This window comes from Streptomyces sp. R-07 (assembly GCF_049913175.1).
Classification (GTDB): Bacteria; Actinomycetota; Actinomycetes; order Streptomycetales; family Streptomycetaceae; genus Streptomyces.
Genome location: NZ_CP183978.1, coordinates 2,574,018 through 2,590,666 on the forward strand (window position 1 = coordinate 2,574,018; position 16,649 = coordinate 2,590,666).

13 protein-coding genes are annotated in these 16,649 nt (G+C 71.9%); 1 reads left to right on the forward strand and 12 read right to left on the reverse strand.

Translation table 11 applies throughout. From position 1 onward, the window contains the following. Positions 1 to 17: 17 nt before the first annotated feature. From ACN9M0_RS11650 to ACN9M0_RS11675, 6 genes are all read right to left on the reverse strand, one after another. Complete coding sequence (locus ACN9M0_RS11650; protein WP_366035790.1) at positions 18 to 590, reverse strand: hypothetical protein; 573 nt, start codon at positions 588 to 590, stop codon at positions 18 to 20. Between the two features lie 76 nt (positions 591 to 666). Then, positions 667 to 1,950 (reverse strand): glutamate-5-semialdehyde dehydrogenase, encoded by a 1,284-nt coding sequence (locus ACN9M0_RS11655; protein ID WP_366035789.1) that lies wholly within the window; start codon positions 1,948 to 1,950, stop codon positions 667 to 669. 145 nt (positions 1,951 to 2,095) lie between these two features. Further along, positions 2,096 to 2,587, reverse strand: a complete 492-nt coding sequence (locus ACN9M0_RS11660; RefSeq protein ID WP_225799839.1) for a hypothetical protein — start codon at positions 2,585 to 2,587, stop codon at positions 2,096 to 2,098. Positions 2,588 to 2,737: 150 nt separating this feature from the next. Then, on the reverse strand, positions 2,738 to 3,841 hold the full coding sequence (gene proB, locus ACN9M0_RS11665) for a glutamate 5-kinase (RefSeq protein ID WP_366035910.1): 1,104 nt from the start codon (positions 3,839 to 3,841) through the stop codon (positions 2,738 to 2,740). A 108-nt stretch (positions 3,842 to 3,949) separates the two neighbouring features. After that, a complete protein-coding gene (locus tag ACN9M0_RS11670) occupies positions 3,950 to 4,372 on the reverse strand; it encodes a GtrA family protein (protein WP_366035909.1) in 423 nt (140 codons plus the stop codon). A 179-nt stretch (positions 4,373 to 4,551) separates the two neighbouring features. Continuing rightward, positions 4,552 to 5,547, reverse strand: coding sequence for a glycosyltransferase family 2 protein (locus ACN9M0_RS11675; protein ID WP_366035788.1), 996 nt, complete (start codon positions 5,545 to 5,547; stop codon positions 4,552 to 4,554). A 260-nt stretch (positions 5,548 to 5,807) separates the two neighbouring features. Between ACN9M0_RS11675 and ACN9M0_RS11680 the strand changes: the two genes are divergently transcribed. After that, a complete protein-coding gene (locus tag ACN9M0_RS11680; RefSeq protein WP_426403553.1) occupies positions 5,808 to 7,628 on the forward strand; it encodes a DUF6056 family protein in 1,821 nt (606 codons plus the stop codon). A 161-nt stretch (positions 7,629 to 7,789) separates the two neighbouring features. On the opposite strand, the gene galE is transcribed toward ACN9M0_RS11680, so the two are convergent. The 6 genes from galE to rpmA all read right to left on the reverse strand — a co-directional run bounded on the left by galE (position 7,790) and on the right by rpmA (position 16,638). Beyond that, entirely contained in the window at positions 7,790 to 8,782 is a 993-nt protein-coding gene (gene galE, locus ACN9M0_RS11685) for a UDP-glucose 4-epimerase GalE (RefSeq protein WP_366035786.1), read from the reverse strand. Between the two features lie 113 nt (positions 8,783 to 8,895). Further along, positions 8,896 to 10,050 (reverse strand): glycosyltransferase, encoded by a 1,155-nt coding sequence (locus ACN9M0_RS11690; protein WP_366035785.1) that lies wholly within the window; start codon positions 10,048 to 10,050, stop codon positions 8,896 to 8,898. Next, on the reverse strand, positions 10,043 to 12,805 hold the full coding sequence (locus ACN9M0_RS11695; RefSeq protein ID WP_426403554.1) for a bifunctional glycosyltransferase/CDP-glycerol:glycerophosphate glycerophosphotransferase: 2,763 nt from the start codon (positions 12,803 to 12,805) through the stop codon (positions 10,043 to 10,045). The genes ACN9M0_RS11690 and ACN9M0_RS11695 overlap by 8 nt, the downstream gene beginning before the upstream one ends. Before the next feature lie 233 nt (positions 12,806 to 13,038). Continuing rightward, positions 13,039 to 14,676 (reverse strand): glycosyltransferase, encoded by a 1,638-nt coding sequence (locus tag ACN9M0_RS11700; RefSeq protein WP_426403555.1) that lies wholly within the window; start codon positions 14,674 to 14,676, stop codon positions 13,039 to 13,041. Between the two features lie 160 nt (positions 14,677 to 14,836). Next, positions 14,837 to 16,276, reverse strand: a complete 1,440-nt coding sequence (gene obgE / locus ACN9M0_RS11705) for a GTPase ObgE (protein WP_366035782.1) — start codon at positions 16,274 to 16,276, stop codon at positions 14,837 to 14,839. Between the two features lie 107 nt (positions 16,277 to 16,383). Continuing rightward, on the reverse strand, positions 16,384 to 16,638 hold the full coding sequence (rpmA, locus tag ACN9M0_RS11710) for a 50S ribosomal protein L27 (protein ID WP_010041940.1): 255 nt from the start codon (positions 16,636 to 16,638) through the stop codon (positions 16,384 to 16,386). Positions 16,639 to 16,649 lie beyond the last annotated feature (11 nt).

Genomic DNA, 16,649 nt, shown 5'->3' on the forward strand with positions numbered 1-16,649 from the left:
CGAGGGGCGCGGGGCGCCTAACCGGGTGACGCCGTCCGGGCGACGGGGGCGGGAGCGGGGGCCTGGGCTGCCGGTGGGGCCGGGTTGGGGTTCGGCGTGTCGACGCCGGTCGTGGCCGGCGGCGGGACCTGGTCGTCATGGCTGGCGGCCGCGCCCCGGTAGACGGCGCTGAAGGCGAGGGCGACCATGCCGATGCCCATGACGAGGGCGAGGACCCAGGCGACGGGCCGGAGCCAGCGGGCCCGGCCGCGGTAGGGGCGCAGGGCCCCGCCGTGGCGGCCGTAGGGGCTGGCGTCGTCACCGACGTCGTCCGGCTCGTAGGTGAGGCCCAGGGGGTCGTGCCCGTCCCCGTAGGGGTCGTCCTCGACGGATCCGCCGCCGGCGCGGGCGCGGGCCGCCTCGGCCTCGGCACGGGCCTGGGCGGCGGCGAGGAGCCGCTCGACCGCGGTGGGCTCGTGGATGGTGGCGGCCCTGACGAAGTCCTCGTCGAAGACCACGTCGGCGTGGACCTCGTCGGCGCCTCCGCGGTCGACAGAGTCCTCGGGGTCCCCGCCGTCCTGGAACGGCCTGCCCCCCACGTCGTCCGGCACGGATTCAGAGTAGACCCGGAAGGTGCTTTTGGGCAGGGAGAGTGCGAACCCTCCCCGCCCGTACCGAAAGGAGGTGTTACCGCACGTGACCGTCACCGGTGACGATGTACTTGGTCGAGGTCAGCTCGGGAAGGCCCATCGGGCCCCGGGCGTGGAGCTTCTGGGTGGAGATGCCGATCTCCGCGCCGAAGCCGAACTGGCCGCCGTCCGTGAACCGGGTGGAGGCGTTCACGGTGACCGTGGTGGAGTCGACCAGCTGGGTGAAACGGCGGGCCGCGGCCTGCGAGGTGGTGACGATCGCCTCGGTGTGACCGGAGGACCACATCCGGATGTGCTCGACGGCCTTGTCGAGGGAGTCGACGACGGCGGCGGCGATGTCGTACGAGAGGTACTCCGTCTCCCAGTCCTCGGGCGTGGCCGGGACGACGGTGGCCTTGGAGCCCTCGGCGAGGGCGAGGACCCGCTCGTCGGCGTGGACGGTGACGCCGGCCTCGGCGAGGGCGGCGAGGGCCTTGGGCAGGAAGGCCTCGGCGACGTCCTGGTGGACGAGGAGGGTCTCGGCGGCGTTGCAGACGCTGACCCGATGGGCCTTGGAGTTGATCAGGATGTCGACGGCCATGTCGAGGTCGGTCTGGGCGTCGACGTAGACGTGGCAGTTGCCGGTGCCGGTCTCGATGACCGGGACGGTGGACTCCTCGACGACGGTGCGGATGAGGGAGGCTCCGCCGCGCGGGATGAGGACGTCGACGAGGCCGCGGGCGCGCATCAGCTCGCGGACCGATTCGCGGGACTCGCCGGGGACGAGCTGGATCGCGTCGGCCGGCAGTCCGGCACCGCCGACGGCGTCGCGCAGGACGGTCACCAGGGCGGTGTTGGAGGCGTACGCGGAGGACGAGCCGCGGAGGAGGACGGCGTTGCCGGACTTGAGGCAGAGGGCGGCGGCGTCGACCGTGACGTTGGGGCGGGCCTCGTAGATGATGCCGACGACGCCGAGCGGGACGCGGACCTGGCGCAGGTCGATGCCGTTGGGGAGGGTCGAGCCGCGGACGACCTCGCCGACGGGGTCGGGCAGCGCGGCGACGTCACGGACGTCGGCGGCGATGGCCCGGACGCGGTCCGGGGTGAGGGTCAGACGGTCGATGATGGCCTCGCTGGTCCCGGCTTCGCGGGCCTTGGCGATGTCCACGGCGTTGGCTTCGACGATCTCGGCGGTGCGGACTTCGAGGGCGTCCGCGATCGCGAGGAGCGCGTCGTCCTTGGCCGCGCGCGGGAGTGGCGCGATTTCGGCGGCGGCGCCACGGGCCCGGTAGGCGGCCCGGGTGACCGGGGAGAGGTTGTCGAGGGGCGTGAGCGAGGTCATGTCCGCAGGGTACTGGCACCACTGCGGACATCCCTCACGTATCCCGCACTCCGAGACGTACCCCCGCGCGGCGACCGACGCGGATGCGGACCCCCGCGCGGCGACCGACGCGGATGCTTACCCCGGCGCCGGGGCGTCCCGCCCGTCAGTAGGGGTGGACGCCGACCGGGGCGGCGGGTGGTGGGCCGTAGCCCTCCGCGATGCGCTGGTGGTAGGTCTCGCGGTCGATGACCTCGAGGCCCACGATCTCCCAGGGCGGCAGCTTGGCGGTCTGCCGGTGCTCGCCCCACAGGCGCAGGGCGACGGCCGCCGCGTCGTGCAGGTCGCGGGCCTCTTCCCAGTACCGGATCTCGGCGTGGTCGTTGGCGTAGCGGCTGGTCAGCAGGAAGGGGTGGTCGTGGGCCAGCTGTTCGAGCCCGCGTCGCACCTCCTTCAGCGGTGACTCCACGCCCGACACACTGAGAGTGATGTGCCAGAGCTTGGACACCGGCCGTTCCTCACGTGTCTCGGTGGTGGTCTCGGTCTTCCTGTCCGTGGACCTGTCCCGTGCCTCGTCGAAGTCGGCTCCGGCCTCGACACTGGTCAGGGCGCGTTCGGCAGTCCCGCGGGGCGGTGCCCCAGGGCGCGCTCGTCTCACCGGCGGCCTCCTGTGTGATGCGTGTGGTGCTGTACCCCGCCTTGTCTTACCCCCGAGACAAAGTTGACCAGTCCGAGGCGGCACATGGGGCGGTTTTGGTAAACGTCCCTTCCGGATGGCCAGACTTTCAGCCGTTTCGGCGTCGCCGCCTCAGCGGATGACGACCAGGTCGTCGCGGTGGACGACCTCGCGCTCGTACTCGGGCCCGAGGTCCTTGGCGAGCTCGCGCGTGGAGCGGCCGAGCATCCGCGGCAGCTCCTTGGCGTCGAAGTTGACGAGGCCGCGGGCGACGGCCCGGCCGGAGGCGTCGCGGAGCTCGACGGGGTCGCCGGCCACGAAGTCGCCCTCGACGGCTGCGACACCGGCCGCGAGCAGGGACTTCTTGCCCTCGACGACGGCCCGTACGGCTCCGTCGTCGAGGCTGAGGGAGCCCTGCGGGGTGGAGGCGTGGGCGAGCCAGAGCAGCCGGTCGGCTGAGCGGCGGCCGGTGCGCTCGAAGTAGGTGCCGGTGTCCCGGCCCGCGAGGGCGTCGGCGGCGCGGCTCGCGGAGGTGAGGACGACGGGGGTGCCCGCGGCGGCGGCGATCCGGGCCGCCTCGACCTTGGTGACCATGCCGCCGGTGCCGACGCCCGCCTTGCCGGCCGAGCCGATCTCGACGTGGGCGATGTCCGAAGGGCCGGTGACCTGCGCGATCCTCGACGTGCCGGGCTTGGACGGGTCTCCGTCGTACAGCCCGTCGACGTCGGAGAGCAGCACGAGCAGGTCGGCGCGGACGAGGTGGGCGACGAGGGCGGCGAGCCGGTCGTTGTCGCCGAAGCGGATCTCGTCCGTGGCGACGGTGTCGTTCTCGTTCACGACGGGCAGCGCGCCCATGGCGAGGAGCTGGTCCAGGGTCCGGTACGCGTTGCGGTAGTGGGCGCGCCGGCTGGTGTCGTCGGTGGTGAGGAGGACCTGGCCGACGCGGACGCCGTAGCGGGCGAAGGAGGCGGTGTAGCGGGCGACGAGGAGGCCCTGGCCGACGCTGGCGGCGGCCTGCTGGCGGGCGAGGTCCTTGGGGCGGCGGGTGAGGCCGAGCGGTGCGAGTCCCGCGGCGATGGCGCCTGAGGAGACGAGGACGATCTCCTTCTCGCCACCGCTGCGGACCTTGGCGAGCACGTCGACGAGGGCGTCGACGCGGTCGGCGTCGAGGCCTCCGGAGGCGGTGGTGAGCGAGGAGGAGCCGACCTTGACGACGATCCTGCGGGCCTCCGTCACGTACTGCCTTGCCACGTCCGTCTGTCCCGTCACCTGCGTCGTCACCTGCGTCGTCCTCACTCGGCTGTCCCACGCGCCGCGCGCTCCCCGCCGCGGCTGCCAGGCAATCTACGCGAGCCGGGAGGGCTGCCGCTCGTCCGTTTCGCTCCCTGGACCCGAGTCGGCGGGCGGCTCGCCGCTGCCGCGGGGCACCAGGATCCGCTGGGAGATCAGGTAGGTGAAGGGGATCGCGACGACGGCCGCGACGAGTGGCGCGATTCTGTCGTCCATTCCGGCCCAGGTGACGAGCGCGTAGAGACCGACGCTCTGCACCAGGTAGTTGGTGACGTTGGTGAGCGGGAAGAGGGCGAACTTCTTCCACGTCGGCCGGGTGCGGTAGGTGAAGTAGGTGTTGAGGAAGAAGGAGCCGATCATGCTGAGGAGGAAGGCGAGGGAGTACGCGGCGAAGTACGGCATCCACGGGTGCAGGAGCAGGTAACAGCCGAAGAACGTCCCGGTGTTGACGCCGCCGACCAGGGCGAAGCGGAAGATCTCCGCGAGCCGCGCCCGCCGCCCGCCGGACCCGTCACCGGCCCCACCCTCGACCCCGCCACCGGACCTGCTCCCGGCCCCACCCTCGACCCCGCCACCGGACCTGCTCCCGGCCTCGCCCTCGGCCCCGGACCCGTTCCCGGACCCGCCCTCGGCGCCGCTCCCCCGGACCGGCTCCATCAGCGCTCCCGCTCGGTGGTCACGACGCGGATCCGTTCGGCGGTGGCGCGCTCGGCGGCCGCGCGGCCGAAGGAGCGGTGGGTCTCCTTCACGAGGAAGTGCGGCCGGCGCTTCGTCTCGTAGTAGATGCGGCCGATGTACTCGCCGATCAGTCCCAGCATCACCATCTGGACTCCCCCGAGCCCCACGATGATCGCGACCAGCGTGACGTAACCGGGCGCGGTGACGCCCTGCGTGATCGCCGCGACGGTCACCCAGACCGCGTAGAGGGCGGCGAGGCCGGTGAGCATCATGCCGAGCCAGAGGGCGATGCGCAGCGGACGGTTGTTGAAGGAGATCAGCCCGTCCATGCCGTAGTTGAGCAGGGAGCTGAACTTCCACTTCGTCTCACCGCCCTCGCGCGCGGCGTTCTGGTAGTCGAAGGTGACGGTGTCGAAGCCGATCCAGGAGAAGAGGCCCTTGGAGAAGCGGTTGTACTCGGGCAGCGACAGCAGGGCGTCGACGGCGGGGCGGGAGAGCAGCCGGAAGTCGCCCACGCCGTCCGTGAGTTCGACGTCGACCCAGCGGTTGACGGCCCGGTAGTACACGCGGCTGAGTGCCGTACGGACCTTCTTGTCGCCCTCGCGGGTGCGCCGCGCCATCACCTGGTCGTGGCCCTGGTGGTAGAGGTCGAGCATGCGCGCGAGCAGCTCGGGCGGGTGCTGGAGGTCGGCGTCCATGATGACGACGGCGTCGCCGGTGGATTTGCGCAGGCCGGCGAGCATGGCGGCCTCCTTGCCGAAGTTGCGGCTGAAGGAGGCGTACTGGGTGCGCTGCGGGTGCCGGGCGGCGATCTCGCGGAGCTTGCCCAGCGTTCCGTCGGAGCTTCCGTCGTCGACGTAGCAGATCTCGTATCCGACCGGGAGTGCGTCGAGCACCTGTCGCATCCGCGCATCGAACCGCTCGATGACGTCCTCCTCGTTGAAGCAGGGGACGACGACGGAAAGCCTGGTCATGGAACGGTCACTCCAGAGGGATGGGCGAGAGGACGTCCTGAAGGACTGGATGGACCGCCACCGGACTCTCCTTCGAGCAGCGCGGCCACGGTACGGCGCGGCGGTGGCCGCCCGGCGTCGTCCGAGTGACCGCTCCTGGTCGGCATGTCGTCCATGGAGCAAAGCATGTGGGGAAGATATTGATATACGTGGCATTTTGACCCATCTGTCACCCATTGGGGTGACACGCCACGGACCTTGGCCAGCTGGAGCGATGACCGTTGAGCAGGACGACCATCTCGGAGCACGGGGACGCAGGCATGCGGAAGGGCGGGCAGGACGAGCAGCACGCAGACGGCACGGGCGGCAGCGGGGGTGCCGAGGTGACCGGAGACGCAGCCGGGCCTCAGGACGGCCTCCGGCGGGTACTGCCCTGGATCGCACTGGTCGTCGCCGCCGGTGCCGGGGCCCTGCTCTCGGTCGGCGCCTTCCTCGGGGTCTACGTACGCCCCACGTCGGACGACTGGTGTGCGCTCTGGAAGGCCCGCGACATGGGGGTCCTGGGGATCACCTCGGACTTCTACCGCACCCAGAACGGGCGCGTCACCAATGCCTTCCTCACCGGCCTCCTCTACTCCGACGGCATGCGGGGACCGAAGCTGCTGCCCGCCTTCCTCGTCCTCACGCTCGGCACCGGCCTGTTCCTCCTCGGCCGCACCGCCCTGCGCTCGCTGCGCCGGGCCGCACGCGCGGGCGACGAGCCCGGCGGTCCGACCACCACGCCGCCCACCGCGCCACCCACCGAACAGCCCGCCGAACAGCCCGCCGCCCCTCCCACCGAACAGCCCGCCGAACAGCCCGCCGCCCCTCCCACCGCGCCGCCCGCCGAACAGCCCGCCGCCCCTCCCACCGAACAGCCCGCCGCCCAGCCCGGCGAGCAGCCCGCCGACCCGCCCGCCGTGCTGCTCGTGGCCGCCGCGGCGCTCATCACCGCGCTGCTGTTCTTCGCCGGCACCCGCTCGTACCAGGTACTCCTCTGGGCCCCGGCGACGATCTCCCACACCCTGCCGAGCGTGATCGGCATCTGGACCGTGCTGTGCGCGGTCCGCGCCGCGCGCAGCGGCGTGCGGTGGGCCAGGACCGCGGCGGTGGCGTCGGCGCTCCTGGTCGGGGTGGCGCTCGGGATGCTGAGCGAACCCTTCACCCTGGTGGCCGGGTTGTTCGCGGCCACCGTGGGTGTCCTCTGTCTGCCCCGGTTCGGCTGGACCCGGGACCGGTACGTGTCCTCCTGGTGCGCGGCGGCCTGCCTCGGGCTCGTGACCGGCCTCGCCCTGCTCTACACCTCCCCCGGAGCGCGCTGGCGGCGGGCCCAGAACCCCCAGGAGCCGCTGACGGCCGCGAGCATCGGAGAGACCTTCCACGACTGGTGGCGCCTCTGGCAGACGATCGGCGGCCAATGGGCCTACCTGGGGGCGCTCGCCGTCGGCGCGCTGCTCGGCCTGGCGCTCGCCGCCGCCGGACCCCGCCAGGAGGGCGGCGGCGGCCGCCGGGTCGCCCCGGACCGCCAGGCGGCTCCGGGTCTCCCCCCGCGCACCCTGTTCCGCGTGGTGGTGCTCCTGCCGCTGCCGCTGATCGGCCTCGCCGGGCTGGCCGTCGTCTTCGGGCTGCGCAGCGGCTACGGGGACGTCGGCTGGACCTACGGCCGCACCTGGACGAGCTTCCTGCTCCCGCTGTTGATCACCCTCTGCGCGTACGGGGCGTGGGGCGGCCATCTGCTGGGGCGGCGCCTGTCGGAGCCCGCGCGTCCCGCCCGGCGCGCCGCCGTCCTCGTGGCGGTCGGCGCCGTCGCCGTCGGCAGCGCGGCCGCCCTGGTGCAGCCGGTGCACGCGCTGACCACGAGCACGGTGGTGCGCTCCGTCGCCTGGGACCGCCAGAACGCCCGTATCCGGGAGCAGGTGGCGGGGGGCGCCCGGGACGTCGCGTACCGACCGCTGCTCATCGGCGGCCTCTCCGAGCCCCTCTTCGCGTCCTCGTACGAGCGGGACTGGGCGGCGCAGTGCACGGCCACGTACTACCGCGTGAACCGCATCCACCGGCCCTGAGGCCCGGCGCCCCTGCGGATCCGCGCGAAACCCGGGCACGCGAAAGCGGGGTGCCCCCGGCCCGGGGGCACCCCGCCCTGCGCGAGACGTCCGCGTCAGACGTCGGTGTCAGACGTCCTCGTCAGACGTCCGCGTCAGACGTCGGTGTCAGAACGTCCGTGTCAGACGGCCGCGCGGACCGCGCGGTGGGCGCCCCAGCCCTCCCAGGCGGAGCTGATCATGGAGCGGACGTCGTGCTGCGCCTTCCAGCCCAGCTCCGCCTCGATGTGCTCGGCCGAGGCCACCACGCGGGCCGGGTCGCCCGGTCGGCGCGGGGTGACGACGGGCTCGACGCTGTGACCGGTGATCTCGTTGATGAGGTTCACCATCTCGCGCACCGACACGCCCTCGCCGCGCCCGATGTTCAGGGTCAGCGTGGCCGTCTCGCCGGCCTCGCCCGCCGCCGCGAGCGCGCGGGCCGCGGCCAGGTGCGCGTCCGCGATGTCGGCGACGTGGATGTAGTCGCGGATGCAGGTGCCGTCCGGCGTCGGGTAGTCGTCACCGAAGATGCGCGGGGACTCTCCGGCGTCGAGGCGCTCGAAGACCATCGGCACGAGGTTGAAGACACCGGTGTCGGCAAGCTCCGGGGCAGCCGCGCCCGCCACGTTGAAGTAGCGCAGGCAGGCCGTGGACAGGCCGTGGGCCTGGCCGACGGCGCGGGCCATCCACTCGCCGACGAGCTTCGTCTCGCCGTACGGGCTGAGCGGCAGGCACTCGGTGTCCTCGGTGACGAGGTCCACGTCGGGCATGCCGTAGACGGAGGCGGAGGAGGAGAAGAGGAAGCTCTTCACGCCGGCCGAGGCCGCCGCGTCGAGGATCGTCTGCAGACCCGTCACGTTCTCGCGGTAGTAGTACAGCGGCTTCTCGACGGACTCGCCGACCTGCTTCTTGCCGGCCAGGTGGACGATGCCCTTGATCTGGTGCTCGCGCAGCACCCGGTCGAGGAACTCGCGGTCGAGGACCGTGCCCTGCTCCAGGACGATGCCCTCGGGGACGCGCGCGGGGTTGCCGGTGCTGAGGTCGTCGACCACGACGACGTGCTCGCCGCCCTCGGTCATTGCTTTGACGACGTGGGAACCGATGTAACCGGCGCCGCCGGTGATGAGCCAGGTCATTCCGACAGTGTAGCCACAGCCTCCTGGCCTCCCGGCGGCTCCTGGAGTGGCCCGGGACACGCCGAAGCCCCGCCCGGACACGTGGCCGGACGGGGCTTCGGATGCCTTCGGGTCTAGCGTTCGATCTCCTCGAACGCAGCCTCCCACTGGTCGAGGACGTGCGGCAGCGCCAGGTGCGCGACGTGCTCGCGGCCGGCCCTGCCGTATCGCAGGCGCATCGCGTCGTCGTCCATCAGCTCGCCGAGCGCGGCGGCGAGCGCCGGCACGTCGGCCGGCGGCACCAGGGTGCCGGAGACGCCGTCCGCGACGAGCTCACGGACACCGCCGGAGACGTCGAAGCTCACGCACGGCACGCCGCAGGCGGCGGCCTCGGCCAGCGCCATCGGGCGGCCCTCGCGCTCACTGCTGATCGCGACGACGGACAGCTCGCGGTAGGCGGCGGCCATGTCCTGCGCCGTGCCCCGGAAGACGACCTGGTCGGCGACGCCGAGGTCCTCGGCGCGCATCCGGAGCTCGCCCTCCAGCGGGCCCTCGCCGAAGAGGTGCAGCTCCCAGCCGTCACGGCCCTTGTGGGCCTCCGCGAAGGCCTCGATCATGCGGTCGTACCGCTTGATCGGGTCGAGCCGGCCGACCGCGCCGATCTTGCGGGTGTCGAGCGGGGCCAGCTCGTCCGGGAAGAACGGCAGCGGGTTCGGCATGACGCGCACGTTCGGCACGCGCTGGTTGACGAACTCGACCGCGTCGCCCTCGGAGAGCACCAGGGTCTGCTCCAGATCCGGGTAGTGACGCCGGATCAGGCCGAGGTTGGCGCTCCGCTTCGCCTGCGCGAAGGACTCGTGGTACTGCCCGATGCCCTTGAGGTGCCGCCACTTCAGCGGCATGACCCAGTCGACCGCCCACGGCGAGCCGAAGACGATGTAGCCGTCCTCGACCTCGGCCAGCTTCCGCTCGAACTCCGCGCGCGCGTTGTCGCGGTCGGAGCGGGCGCGGCGGGCGTCGGAGCGCCGCGCCAGGCTGATCCGGTCGCCGACCGTGCGCACGGGCGGCTTGGGCTCGGAGGGGGCCGGGTACAGCGTCGTGTGCCGGTACGAGCGCGTGGCGTTGTACGGGAACGGCTCGGGGCTCGGCCGGATGCCGATCAGCTCGACGCGGTGACCGCGCTCCCCCATGCCCTGGGCAAGGGTGTGCAGCACCCGCTGGGATCCACCCATCGAGTCGACGTCGATGCCGACGAAGAACACGTTGCGGACAGGGGAGGCCTCAGTCATGGGTGCCGCCTTCGAAAAAAGCATCGACCACCATCTTGCTGGCGTGGCCGGTCTCGTACGAGCAGAACATTTCCTGGAAGCGCGCGTACCGCTGGGCGTGGCGCTCCTGGGTGCCCTCCAGGTCCCGCACGGCGGCGGCGAGGTCCTCGGTGGTCGTCACCATCGGACCCGGCGCGATCTCTTCGAGGTCGTAGTACGTGCCGCGGTCGCCGCCCTTGTACGCCTCGTAGTCGTCCGTGTAGAGCAGTATCGGACGTCCGGTGTTGGCGTAGTCGAACATCAGCGAGGAGTAGTCCGTGAGGACCGCGTCCGAGGCCAGCATCACATCGTTGATGTCGGCGTAGGAGGAGCCGTCGCGCAGGAAGTGGCCGAGCTCCGGAGCGATCTTGAACCGGTCGTACGGGTGGGTCCGTACGACGATGATCCACTCGTCGGAGAGGTGCGGGGCCAGCGCTTCCAGGTCCACCCGCACCGACTGTCCGGTGCGGCGGGCCGCGTCACGGAACGTCGGGGCGTAGAGCAGGACCTTCTTGTCGGCCGGGATGTTCAGCGCCTCGCGGACGGCGGCGGCCCTGGCCTGCTGCTCGGGCTCGGCCCAGCGCACCAGCACGTCGTTGCGCGGGTAGCCGGAGCGGATCAGGTCGGCCGAGACCTCGAAGGCCGGGACGAAGGTCCGCTCGAACTCGGCGCTGGGGCAGACGAGGGCGTCCCAGCGGCCGACGGCGGCGCGGAAGCGGCCCTTCTCGATGTCCGACGCGCCACGCAGCGAGGGCACGTCGAAGCCCATCGCCTTGAACGTCTGGCCGTGCCAGGTCTGGAGGTACCGGGTGCCCTTCGGCTTCGGGTACAGGTACGGCAGGTTGTGCGAGTCGACCCAGTAGGTGGCGCGGGCCAGCGCACGTCCGTACGCGAAGCTTCCGCGCTTGACGAGGGTGACGTCCTCCGGGAAGGACGAGCGGTCGCCGGAGTACGACCAGACCACGTCGATCGGGAGGTTGCGGCGCTTGAGCTCCTCGTAGATGTAGCGCGGGCTGTCGGCGTAGCCGCGGCCCTCGAGGGCCTCGAACACGGCGAGGCCGCGCTTGCGCCGCGGGAGCTTGGACACGGCGTCGTAAGCGGTGGCCTTGCCCTCGTTGCCGACGAGGATCTTCCTGACCTTGCCGACCTTGCCCTTGGCCTTGCGGGCGTAGGGGCCGAGCGGTTCGAGGGACTTCAGGACACCGGACCGCTGCCAGGTCACCTCGAGGCGTCCGGCACCCTTCTGCTCCGCCTTGATGCGGAGGTGGTGGATGCCGAACTTGTTGTACGTGACGGTGGCGCGGAAGTCCGGCTGGTCGTGCTCGGCCAGCAGGACGTCCGTGCGGCGGGCTCCGTCGCGCTCCAGGGCGACCACCGGGTGGCGGCGGGTCGCCACGCCGACCTTGCCGACGGGCACCTTGCGGAAGTCGAGCTCGGCCTTGGAGACGTACTGTCCCTCGCCCTGCGGCTGGAGGGTCAGCGGCACCGTGAGCGGCGTCTTGTGGGCGGCCAGCTTCACCGAGGCCCGGGTGCCCTCGGTGATGAGGCCGGCCGGGTCGTACGTGCGGATCTCCAGGTGCAGGACCGGGCCCCGCATCGACACGGAGGTCAGCTCGTGCCGGATGCGGCCGGTGGCGAGCACCTGCTCGCGCATGTACCACTCGCCGATGTCCAGCGCGCTGCGGCTCGCGTCGTCGGCGGGGGCGACGGCGCCCCAGTAGGTGGCCTCGCCCTCCTCCGTCATGAAGCGCGGGGCGAGCTGCGGCCGGCCCAGCTGGCGGGCGGCGACCTGGAGCTCCTCCAGGCGGCCGGTGCGCAGCAGGTGGATGCAGATGCGCTCCTCGCGGGAGAGCCGGGCGTAGGTCTCGTCGGAGATCTCGTCCAGGTACGGGTTCACCACGTCGGCGAACTCGGCGATCCATTCGAGGTCACGGAACGGCAGGTCGCCCAGGTACAGACGGAAGTCGTGGCGGAGGAACTTGTAGTCCTTCTCCGCGCGCAGCTCCCCGCGGCCGTTCTCCTCGAACCAGGTGTCGATGAGCCGGGCCACGCCGATGCGGTCCGCGACGTTCTGGATCTTGTGCCGGCTGGAGGAGATGGAGACGCTCTCCGGCGCGAGGCGCCAGGTGTAGACCGACCACGGGACGACGGCGAAGGACTCCGCGAGCGAGAAGGCCTGCGCGGAGAACAGCTGGTCCTCGTAGTGGATGCCCTCGGGGAAGGTGAGGGCGTTGTCCCGGATGAACGCGGTCCGGTAGAGCTTGTTCGTCGACAGGTGGTCGAAGAAGTACTCCGGGGCCTCGGCGATGCCGTTGACGACCCGCTTCTCGGTGAAGAGGTGCGGGTACCAGAGGCCGGTGGTGTTCGACTCCTCGAAGAGGCGGGTCACCTCACCGGTGACGAAGTCGACCCCGGTCTCCTCGGCGACGAGGACCAGGCTCTTGCAGGCGTGACGGGGCAGCTCGTCGTCGCTGTCCAGGAACATGATGTGCGGCGCGCGGGCGACCGCGATGCCGCGGTTGCGGGGCGCGCTGCAGCCGCCGCTGTTCTGTTCGAGCCGCACGTAGCGCACACGCGGGTCGGAAGCTTCCAGAGAACGCGCGACACGCTCGGTGCCATCGGTCGAACAGTCGTCGGCGATGATCACTTCGAGGTTGTTCAGGGTCTGGTCGAGAACAGACCGGACCGCTCGCGGGAGCCGTTCCTCATCGTTGTAAACGATGATGACGACGCTCACATCAGGGACGTCGCTAGTCGGCATCCAAGTCCTCTCACAGGTGCGGGCGGCAACATCTGGCACGCGTTCCGGCCAGGCGCGGCGCTGCCTGCGCCATGGTCAATGGCGCACTACTGCCTTCAGTGGTGAAGGGTGCCGCCCTCACATGTTCGACGAGCGCCACCCGGCGACCGGAAAGACTACCCGGCAGGAGGAATTGTTCCATACCTGCTCTCCCGGACCTTCGGTGATGTTCACCGCATCGCAAACAGCCGCTTGAAGCGGCCCGAGACCACCTGCCGTGCGCCGACGGCGCCGCCCGCGAAGCGCAGGACGAGCCCGCGCCGCGCCGATGCCACGACCTGGACGAGCAGCACCCGGCCCAGTCGCCCGAGGACCATCCCGCGCCGGCCCGCGAACCCCTGCGGGGCTCTGACCTCGGCATGTCCGTTCGATCCGTCCGCGTACCGCAGCTCGGCGGTGAGCGACCAGGCGGCGAGCCGGCCCGCGCGGAGCAGCTTCGAGGTCGGCAGCGAGACGGTGGCCGTCCAGCCCTCGTCCGCGGGGAGCAGCGGCGCGTCGACCGACACCTCGGCCGCCGAGACCCGCTCCGTGAAGGCCACGCGGACCGTGGTGGGGCGCAGTGCGGCGACACGCCCGTAGAGATCGTGGACGGTCAGGGTGAGCCGGGTCGACGCGCCGACGGTCACGGAACCGTCCACGGCGACGGGCAGCTCCGCGGGCGCGAGGTCCGCGAGACCCTCCAGGGGTACGTCGGCGGGCGCGGCGGACAGCACCGGCCCGCCGTCCTCGGCGCGCGGGTACGGCGGCACGAGCCGGGGCAGGGGCGCGGCCAGCTCGACGAACCGGCTCAGCTCCCGGCCCTCGGGCACGGCGGGGAGGGCCGTGAGCCCGGCGTGCAGCCAGCGGGACGGAGCCTGGGCGCCGGCCACCGCGGCGGCCTCGAAGCCGGCCAGGTGCGCGCGGGTGACCGTCCACCAGTCGGCCCGGTAGGCGGCGGTCCGCTGCGGCAGCTCGCGCAGGTACATGGGGAGGTCGTAGTCGAGGAACTTCGTCTGCGCGGCGCGGGCGAGCGCGGGCCGTCCCGCCGTACGGAAGACGTCGACGACGGCGGCGTGCGCGGCGATCCGGTGCTCCCAGTTGGCCAGGGAGGCGCGGCGCAGCGAGATCGACAGGGTCGCGGCCTGCCGCCGCACGTGCCACACGTACACGGGCACGTCGGTGACGGCGAGCCGGGGGGTGGCGGCCTGCACCCGGGCGCTGAAGACGAAGTCCTCGTAGTGGAAGGCGCCGTCGGGGAAGCGGATGGCGTGCCGGTCGAGGAAGTCCCGGCGGTAGAGCTTGTTGACCGAGAGGGTGTCGAGGACGAACTCCGGGTGCTTCTCGACGCCGTCGAGGACGGTGCCGGGGAGCGTGGCGCCCTGGGACACGTCGTACAGCGCGGGCGCCCAGACGGTCTCGCGGCCCTCGGGGAGCTCGCGCCGCACACAGATCCCGGCGACGACGTCGGCGTCCTGCTCGGAGGCGACGGCGAGCAGTCCGTCGACGGCACCGGGCAGCAGCAGGTCGTCGCTGTCGAGGAACAGGACGTACGGATGGACGGCGGCGTCGATGCCGTCGTTGCGGGGGGTGCCGCAGCCGCCGCTGTTCTCCCGCCGGATCAGCGGGCGCACCCGCGGTTCGCCGGCGAAGCCGGCGAGGACCTCGGGCGTGGTGTCCCCGGAGGCGTCGTCGACGACGACGACCTCGCCGACCTCCTCGCCCTGGGCGAGCGCGGAACGGACGGCGTCGCCGACGTGTGCCGCGTCGTTGTACGCGATGACGACGACACTGACACGCGCGGCGGCCTGCGGCCGGGGGGTCTCACTCACCCGTGAATCCTACGTGTCCCCCGAACGGCCCCCGGGCGACCGGAGCCCCGTACGGAAACCGGCCGGACGCCCAGGGGGCCCGGCCGGTGAACGCCGGCGGACGGCCGGTCGTCGTCCGCGGGAGACGCGCCGAGGCGGAGGACCGCCCCGGCCGCGCCTGCTAGAAGGGGTCGAACTCGTCGTACTCGCGCTGCACGTCGTCGCGCGCCGCGTCCCGGTCACGGCGGCGCTGCGCCGCCGGACGCGGGGCCTCCAGACGGTGGTCCTCACCGCGGCGGCCGAGCATCTCGGCGCCGGCCATCATGCTGGGCTCCCAGTCGAAGACGACCGCGTTGTCCTCGGCGCCGATGGCGACACCGTCGCCGGCGCGGGCGCCGGCCTTCAGCAGCCGGTCCTCGACGCCGAGGCGGTTGAGGCGGTCGGCGAGGTAGCCGACGGCCTCGTCGTTGTTGAAGTCGGTCTGGCGGACCCAGCGCTCCGGCTTCTCGCCGCGCACCCGGTACACGTCCTCGGCCTCGTCGTACGTGACCGTGAAGCCCGCGTCGTCGACGGCCTTCGGACGGATGACGATACGGGTCGCCTCCTCCACGGGCTTGGCCGCGCGGGCCTCGCCGACGATGCCGGCGAGCGCGTAGGAGAGCTCCTTCAGACCCGTACGGGCGACGGCGGAGACCTCGAACACCTGGTAGCCGCGCTCTTCGAGCTCCGGGCGGATCATGTCCGCGAGGTCCTGGCCGTCCGGGATGTCGATCTTGTTGAGGACGACGATCCGGGGACGGTCCTCGAGGCCGCCGTACTGCTTCAGCTCCTCCTCGATGATGTCGAGGTCGGAGACCGGGTCGCGGTCGGACTCCAGCGTCGCCGTGTCCAGGACGTGCACGAGGACCGAGCAGCGCTCCACGTGACGGAGGAACTCCAGGCCCAGGCCGCGGCCCTGGCTCGCGCCGGGGATGAGGCCGGGGACGTCGGCGATCGTGTACACGGTCGAGCCGGCGGTGACCACGCCCAGGTTCGGGACGAGCGTCGTGAAGGGGTAGTCGGCGATCTTCGGCTTGGCGGCCGAGAGCACGGAGATGAGCGAGGACTTGCCCGCGCTCGGGTAGCCGACGAGCGCCACGTCGGCGACCGTCTTGAGCTCCAGGACGACGTCCCCCGCCTCGCCGGGCTCGCCGAGGAGCGCGAAGCCGGGAGCCTTGCGGCGGGCCGAGGAGAGCGCGGCGTTGCCGAGGCCGCCGCGGCCGCCCTGGCCCGCGACGAAGGTGGTGCCCTGTCCGACCAGGTCGGCGAGGACGTTCCCCTGCTTGTCGAGGACGACGGTGCCGTCGGGCACGGGCAGGACGAGGTCCTGGCCGTCCTTGCCGGAGCGGTTGTCGCCGGCGCCGGGCTGGCCGTTGGTGGCCTTGCGGTGCGGCGAGTGGTGGTATTCGAGGAGCGTGGTGATCGCCTGGTCGACGACCAGGATCACGTCGCCGCCACGACCGCCGTTGCCGCCGTCGGGTCCACCGAGGGGCTTGAACTTCTCCCGGTGGACGGAGGCGCAGCCGTGGCCTCCGTTACCCGCGGCGACGTGCAGCTCGACGCGGTCCACGAAGGTGGTCATGGTTGTGCCTCCAGAGAGTTACGTGCGGAATGTCTATCTAGTAACACGCGAAAGGCGGACCCGCTTCCCGTACGGGAAGTGAGGTCCGCCTCCGCAAAGAGTTCCGATCAGGCGACCGGAACGATGTTCACGACCTTGCGGCCACGGTGGGTGCCGAACTGCACCGAACCGGCCTGCAGGGCGAACAGCGTGTCGTCGCCGCCACGGCCGACGCCCGCGCCCGGGTGGAAGTGCGTGCCACGCTGGCGGACCAGGATCTCACCCGCGTTGACGACCTGACCGCCGAAGCGCTTCACGCCGAGCCGCTGGGCATTGGAGTCGCGCCCGTTCCGGGTGGACGATGCGCCCTTCTTGTGTGCCATGTCTCAGTCCC